Genomic DNA, 6,000 nt, shown 5'->3' with positions numbered 1-6,000 from the left:
TGCGGCGGAGCGGGGCGAATGGCTCTGCCGCCGATCCGCATCTCGTGCCCGGGTCTAGTAGCGCTACCAGATATGGCCGTGAACGAAAGGCGAAAACGATGGCGTGAGCGATTCGTCTCCGATTCGTTCAGGCTTTGGTCGGGAGGTTAATTTCGGGCGCATTTCTGCCTGTTCAAAATCGGGCGAAGATCGTCACTCGCGACGGCGAAATGCGAACAGGAGAGAGTCTCACGATTCAGCATCTAGTGGGAAAAAGCGATTCAAAATCAACACTTAGCCGTGAACAAAAGCTGAATCAGTGTGAGTCATCGATTCGTCGCTGATTCGTTCTCACGCTGTTCCGAATCGGAAATTCGGGCGTTCCGCGAGACTCGCAAAGGTCGTAATCCCCGAGCCATTTTGAAATCTGCCCTTGCGTTTGCGGCAACAGCTGTCCATGTGTTGTCCAGCTTCCATCGAGGAGCCGAGATTTTCCTGGGGCCACCCCGCCTCATTTGCATGGACCCATGACTCTGACTTCGCAGCCGATGATTCTGAGTGGGCGCGGTGTGACCGCGGTGCTTGGACCAACCAATACCGGCAAGACCCATTATGCCATCGAGCGCATGGTCGCGCACGGGACCGGCGTGATCGGCCTGCCGCTCCGGCTGCTGGCGCGCGAGGTCTATACGCGGGTGGTCGAGAAGGTCGGCGCGCACAACGTGGCGCTGGTGACCGGCGAGGAAAAGATTTCGCCGCCCAATGCGCGTTTTTCCGTCTGTACGGTCGAGGCGATGCCGCGCGAGACCAAGGCCGCCTTCGTCGCGATCGACGAGGTGCAGCTCGCCGGCGATCTCGAGCGCGGCCATATATTCACCGACCGCATCCTGCATCTTCGCGGCCGCGAGGAAACGCTGCTGCTCGGTGCGGCGACGATGCGGCCGATCCTGCAGCAGCTCTTGCCCGGCATCACTATCGTCGAGCGGCCGCGGCTTTCGCATCTTTTCTATGCCGGGCAGAAGAAGATCACACGGCTGCCGCAGCGCTCGGCCATCGTCGCCTTCTCCGCCGACGAGGTCTATGCCATCGCCGAGCTCATCCGCCGGCAGCGCGGCGGCGCTGCGGTCGTGCTCGGCGCACTCAGCCCGCGCACCCGCAATGCGCAGGTGGCGCTTTATCAAGCGGGCGACGTCGAATATCTGGTGGCGACCGATGCGATCGGCATGGGCCTCAACCTCGATGTCGATCACGTCGCCTTTGCCCAGGATCGGAAATTCGACGGTTACCAGTTCCGCAATCTCAATCCGGGCGAACTCGGCCAGGTCGCCGGGCGCGCCGGGCGGCATGTGCGGGACGGGACCTTCGGCGTCACCGGGCAAGTCTCGCCCTTCGACGACGAGCTGGTGCAGCGCATCGAAGGACACGAATTCGACAACGTCAAGGTTTTGCAGTGGCGGACGACGGAGATGGACTTCTCCTCAATCGCGTCGCTGCGCGCCAGCCTTGAAGCGGGGCCGCGCGTGCCGGGGCTGACGCGGGCGCTGCCTGCGGTCGACCAGCAGGCGCTGGAACAGCTTTCGCGTTATCCCGAGGTCATCGATCTCGCCGACAGGCCGGCGCGCGTCGAAAAACTCTGGGAGGCTTGCGCGCTTCCCGACTATCGGCGTATCACCCCAGCACAACATGCCGATCTTATCTCGACCCTCTTTTCCGATCTCGTCCGCTATGGCACGGTGAATGAGCAGTTTCTTGCGGAGCAGGTTCATCGCTCCGATCGAACAGATGGCGAAATTGACACGCTTTCGGCGCGAATCGCGCAGATAAGGACCTGGACCTACGTTTCGAATCGGCCCGGTTGGCTTGCCGATCCGACACACTGGCAGGAAAAGACGCGGGAAATCGAAGATCGATTGTCCGACGCGTTACATGAAAGGTTGACGAAACGCTTTGTTGATCGCAGGACATCTGTGCTCATGAAGCGCCTGAGAGAGAATGCGATGCTGGAAGCTGAAATCAGTGTGAATGGCGATGTCTTCGTTGAAGGACATCATGTAGGGCAGTTGAGCGGATTCCGTTTCACGCCGGTGGCGGGAACGGACGGGCCGGATGCCAAGGCGGTTCAGGCTGCGTCGCAGAAGGCGCTCGGGCTCGAGTTCGAAGCCCGCGCGGCCCGGATGCATGCCGCCGGCAACAGCGATCTGGTGATCGGTTCGGATGGGTTGATCCGTTGGCTGGGCGACCCGGTGGCGCGGCTTTCGGGCAGCGATCACATCATGCGTCCGCGCGTGATCCTGCTGGCCGACGAACAATTGACGGGTAATGCCCGCGATCACGTCGCCGCCCGCATCGAGCGCTTCGTCAATCATCATATCAGCACGGTGCTGAAGCCGCTCGACGACCTGTCGCGCGCCGAAGACCTGCAGGGTCTTGCCAAGGGGCTTGCCTTCCAGCTCGTCGAGAATCTCGGAGTGCTGTTCCGCCGCGACGTGACCGAGGAGGTGAAGTCGCTGGACCAGGAGGCCCGTGCCTCCATGCGCCGCTACGGCGTGCGTTTCGGCGCCTATCATATCTTCGTTCCCGCACTTCTGAAGCCGGCGCCGGCCGAACTCATCACGCTGCTCTGGGCGCTGAAGAACGATGGCCTCGACAAGCCGGGCTACGGCGATCTCATTCCGGTGCTCGCCGCCGGCCGCACCTCCGTAGTCACCGATCCGAGCTATGAGCGGATGTTCTACAAGCTCGCCGGCTTCCGTTTCCTCGGCAAGCGCGCCGTGCGCATCGACATCCTGGAACGGCTTGCCGATATCATCCGTCCGCTGCTGCAATGGAAGCCCGGTCAGAACAACCGCCCGGAGGGCGCCTATGATGGCCGTCGTTTCACGACGACGACAGCGATGCTGTCGATCCTCGGTGCGACGCTCGAGGACATGGAAGAAATCCTCAAGGGTCTCGGCTATCGCGCCGATGCCGTGAAGGCGGAAGAAGCATCAGTCCATCTTGCGGCGCAGGATGCGGCCTCAGTGCCTGCCGCCAGCGTACAAACGCCTGCGGAAGAGACAGCCGAGAAGGCTGATCACGACGATGCCGATGGCGCCGCGGAAGAGACTGCTGCCGAACCATCCGCAACTGAGGCGGCTTCGGCGGTCGCCGACGCGCCAGTGACGGAAGCGGTCGAAAGCCTCGCTCCGGCCGAAGCGATCGAGGCACCCGCGCCCGCGGAAGCTTCGGTTGCCGAAGAAACCTCTGCTCCTGCCGAAGCGGTATCCGCTCCCGAGGAAGCAGAAGCCGGCGAGCCGACGGAACCGAAGCCGGTTCTTCTGTGGCGTCTTGGCGGTCGCAACGACAATCAACGCCAGGCGCGCGGCGGGCATGGCGAACGCCGTGGCGGCCAGGGCCAGGAGCGCGGTCAAAACCAGGAGCGCGGCGACCGCAATCGCCGGCCGGGCGGCGGTGAAGGCGGCGAGGGCAATCGTGGCGGCGACGGCCGCGACAACAATCGCCAGAACCGCGGCAAGGAAGGCGGCGGTCGCGATGGTGGCCGGCCGCAGCAGGCAAGAGGCGACCGCAACAACCAGCCACAGGGCGACCAGCCGCGCGGCGACCGGCAGGACCGTGGCGATCGCAAGGATCGCGGCGAGCGTAACGATCGCAACAACAATCGTGGCGGCTCGCAGCCGTTGCGCTTCGAGGCCAAGCCGCCGCGCAAGGAGAAGCCGATCGATCCGGATTCGCCTTTCGCCAAGCTCGCAGCTCTCAAGGAGCAGATGAAGAAGTAATCATGAGCGGGGAGACACAGCCGACAAGCGGTTCGCGCCAGCGCATCGACAAGTGGCTGTTCTTCGCGCGCATGGTGAAGTCGCGCTCGCTGGCGCAGAGCCATATCCAATCGGGCCATGTGCGTATCAACGGCGAGCGTTGCAGCCATCCAAGCCAGATGATCAAGCCGGGCGACCGTATCGAGCTGACACTGGAGCGGCGCGATGTCGTTCTCGTCATGCGCCTTGCCGGCGAACGGCGGGGGCCTTACGAGCAGGCGCGCCTGCTCTACGACGATCAATCCCCGCCACCCGATGAGGCAAAACGTCTCACGCCCTACGAGCAGGCGATCCGCGCGACCGGCGCCGGCCGTCCGACGAAAAAGGAAAGACGTGCGATCGACAGGCTGATGTCGGACGAGGATTAGAAAACTCTGTCTGCGGCGGCGGCTTTTGCAGATCGTTTATCCTTGAAATCCGGCGCTAAAGCCGATAGTGCACTGACAACCTGCCGGAAGCGTGCTTGCCTCCCAAGCCTGCTCACGCTTTGCCTCCGGCACGGGGATAGGCGCGACGTTCCAGGTTGCCCGGCCCCATCCGCATGGAAATCCTGGAGTTCTTCATGACCTATGTCGTGACCGACAATTGCATCAAGTGCAAATACACCGATTGCGTGGAAGTCTGCCCTGTCGACTGCTTCTACGAGGGCGAGAATTTCCTCGTCATCCATCCCGACGAATGCATCGATTGCGGCGTCTGCGAACCTGAATGTCCCGCCGAGGCGATCAAGCCCGATACCGAGCCGGGCCTCGACAAATGGCTGAAAATCAATACCGAATATGCCACGATCTGGCCGAATATCACGGTCAAGAAGGATCCGTTGCCCGAGGCCAAGGACATGGATGGCGAGACCGGAAAATTCGAGAAGTATTTTTCAGAGAAGCCCGGCTCCGGCGATTGAGACAGTGCCTAATTTCGGTCGCCGGATTCAGGCGACCGCGGGGCGAAACGTTTTAAAAGCTGCGTGAGGCATATGGGTGACATGTGTTGCCCGCATGACTCAAGCGAAGCAAATTATTGATTTCCTCATATTTTTATGATAGGTCTCGTCTACTGTTCCATTTGTGGCATGACGCATGCCCAAAACCATCACGAAAGCAAAACAAATCCGTACACGGTTTCCGTGACATATCAACGCTTTGAGCGCCGGGTCCCAAGATCGTGCGCAAGAAGTCTTTGCTTTTGCCCGATGGGACCAGAGTGAAGTCACCCGACGGATACTACCGTCTCACCCGGGCCTGACTGACCCGGCTCCGGCCGCCGCCGGAAGCGTAACAGGGAGTTTTTGAATAGAATGACGACTCAGCAGAAAAAACCTTCTACAGCACGTCACGGCTTCAAGACCGGTGAATCGATCGTCTACCCCGCTCATGGCGTCGGTACCATCACCGCTATCGAAGAGCAAGAAGTTGCCGGCATGAAGCTCGAACTTTTCGTTATCGATTTCGAGAAGGACAAGATGCGTCTGAAGGTTCCGGTCGCGAAGGCGATGAGCATCGGTATGCGCAAGCTTTCGGAAACGGATTTCGTCGAGCGTGCTTTGAAGGTCGTGCAGGGCAAGGCGCGCGTCAAGCGCACCATGTGGTCCCGCCGCGCCCAGGAATATGATGCCAAGATCAATTCCGGCGACCTGATTTCCATCGCTGAGGTCGTGCGCGATCTGTATCGTGCCGAGAACCAGCCTGAACAGTCCTATTCCGAGCGCCAGCTTTATGAGGCCGCGCTCGACCGCATGGCGCGCGAAATCGCCGCGGTCAACAAGATGTCGGAAACCGAAGCCGTCCGCCTCGTCGAGACCAATCTCAACAAGGGTCCGAAGCGCGGCAAGGCCATCGAAGAAGATGATTCACAGGACGAAGCCGCATAAAAGCGACCCTGTTTTTCTGTCAAAAAACCCGGCCTTCGAGCCGGGTTTTTTTATTGGAACTTTTTCCCGACTGCCGCGTTTATCACACGTAATTGCGGACTGCTCGTCGGGCAATGGCCTCACGGGCGAACTGCTATTCCGTCAATGTTCGATGAGGAGCGGATCATGCCTTTTCTATATTGCCCATCCGGCAAGGTGAAGAAACAGATCCTGCCCAGCCGTCTTACCGGCACATGATGAGAAATAGGGCCTCCCCCTGAAAAGTCCAGGGGCGAGGCTTTTATGCATTCAGAACCCCATTCCATCCGGACAGCGATGTTCCGGAAGATGAGTTTTATT

Annotated in this window: 4 protein-coding genes; all 4 read left to right on the top strand. The window is 60.6% G+C overall.

The features are described 5' to 3' along the window. The first annotated feature begins 506 nt into the window (after positions 1–506). The 4 genes from OLZ32_RS33820 (at position 507) to OLZ32_RS33805 (ending at position 5,661) form a co-directional block, all read left to right on the top strand. Complete coding sequence (locus OLZ32_RS33820) at positions 507–3,755, top strand: helicase-related protein (protein ID WP_264424679.1); 3,249 nt, start codon at positions 507–509, stop codon at positions 3,753–3,755. 2 nt (positions 3,756–3,757) lie between these two features. Further along, entirely contained in the window at positions 3,758–4,162 is a 405-nt protein-coding gene (locus tag OLZ32_RS33815) for an RNA-binding S4 domain-containing protein (RefSeq protein WP_003543779.1), read from the top strand. A gap of 194 nt (positions 4,163–4,356) precedes the next feature. Continuing rightward, entirely contained in the window at positions 4,357–4,695 is a 339-nt protein-coding gene (gene fdxA, locus OLZ32_RS33810; RefSeq protein WP_003543777.1) for a ferredoxin FdxA, read from the top strand. Positions 4,696–5,088: 393 nt separating this feature from the next. Beyond that, complete coding sequence (locus OLZ32_RS33805; RefSeq protein WP_003543775.1) at positions 5,089–5,661, top strand: CarD family transcriptional regulator; 573 nt, start codon at positions 5,089–5,091, stop codon at positions 5,659–5,661. The last annotated feature ends 339 nt before the right edge of the window (positions 5,662–6,000 follow it).

This window comes from Rhizobium acaciae (assembly GCF_025941625.1).
GTDB classification, from domain to species: Bacteria; Pseudomonadota; Alphaproteobacteria; order Rhizobiales; family Rhizobiaceae; genus Rhizobium; species Rhizobium acaciae.
The sequence above is the reverse complement of the archived record's forward strand: the minus strand, read 5'-3'. Positions and strand labels throughout refer to the sequence as shown.

Bases quoted from the DNA above. Each gene is read 5' to 3' on its own strand.
- fdxA (WP_003543777.1), top strand. From the start codon at position 4,357: ATGACCTATGTCGTGACCGACAATTGCATCAAGTGCAAATACACCGAT.
- OLZ32_RS33805 (WP_003543775.1), top strand. From the start codon at position 5,089: ATGACGACTCAGCAGAAAAAACCTTCTACAGCACGTCACGGCTTCAAG.
- OLZ32_RS33815 (WP_003543779.1), top strand. From the start codon at position 3,758: ATGAGCGGGGAGACACAGCCGACAAGCGGTTCGCGCCAGCGCATCGAC.
- OLZ32_RS33820 (WP_264424679.1), top strand. From the start codon at position 507: ATGACTCTGACTTCGCAGCCGATGATTCTGAGTGGGCGCGGTGTGACC.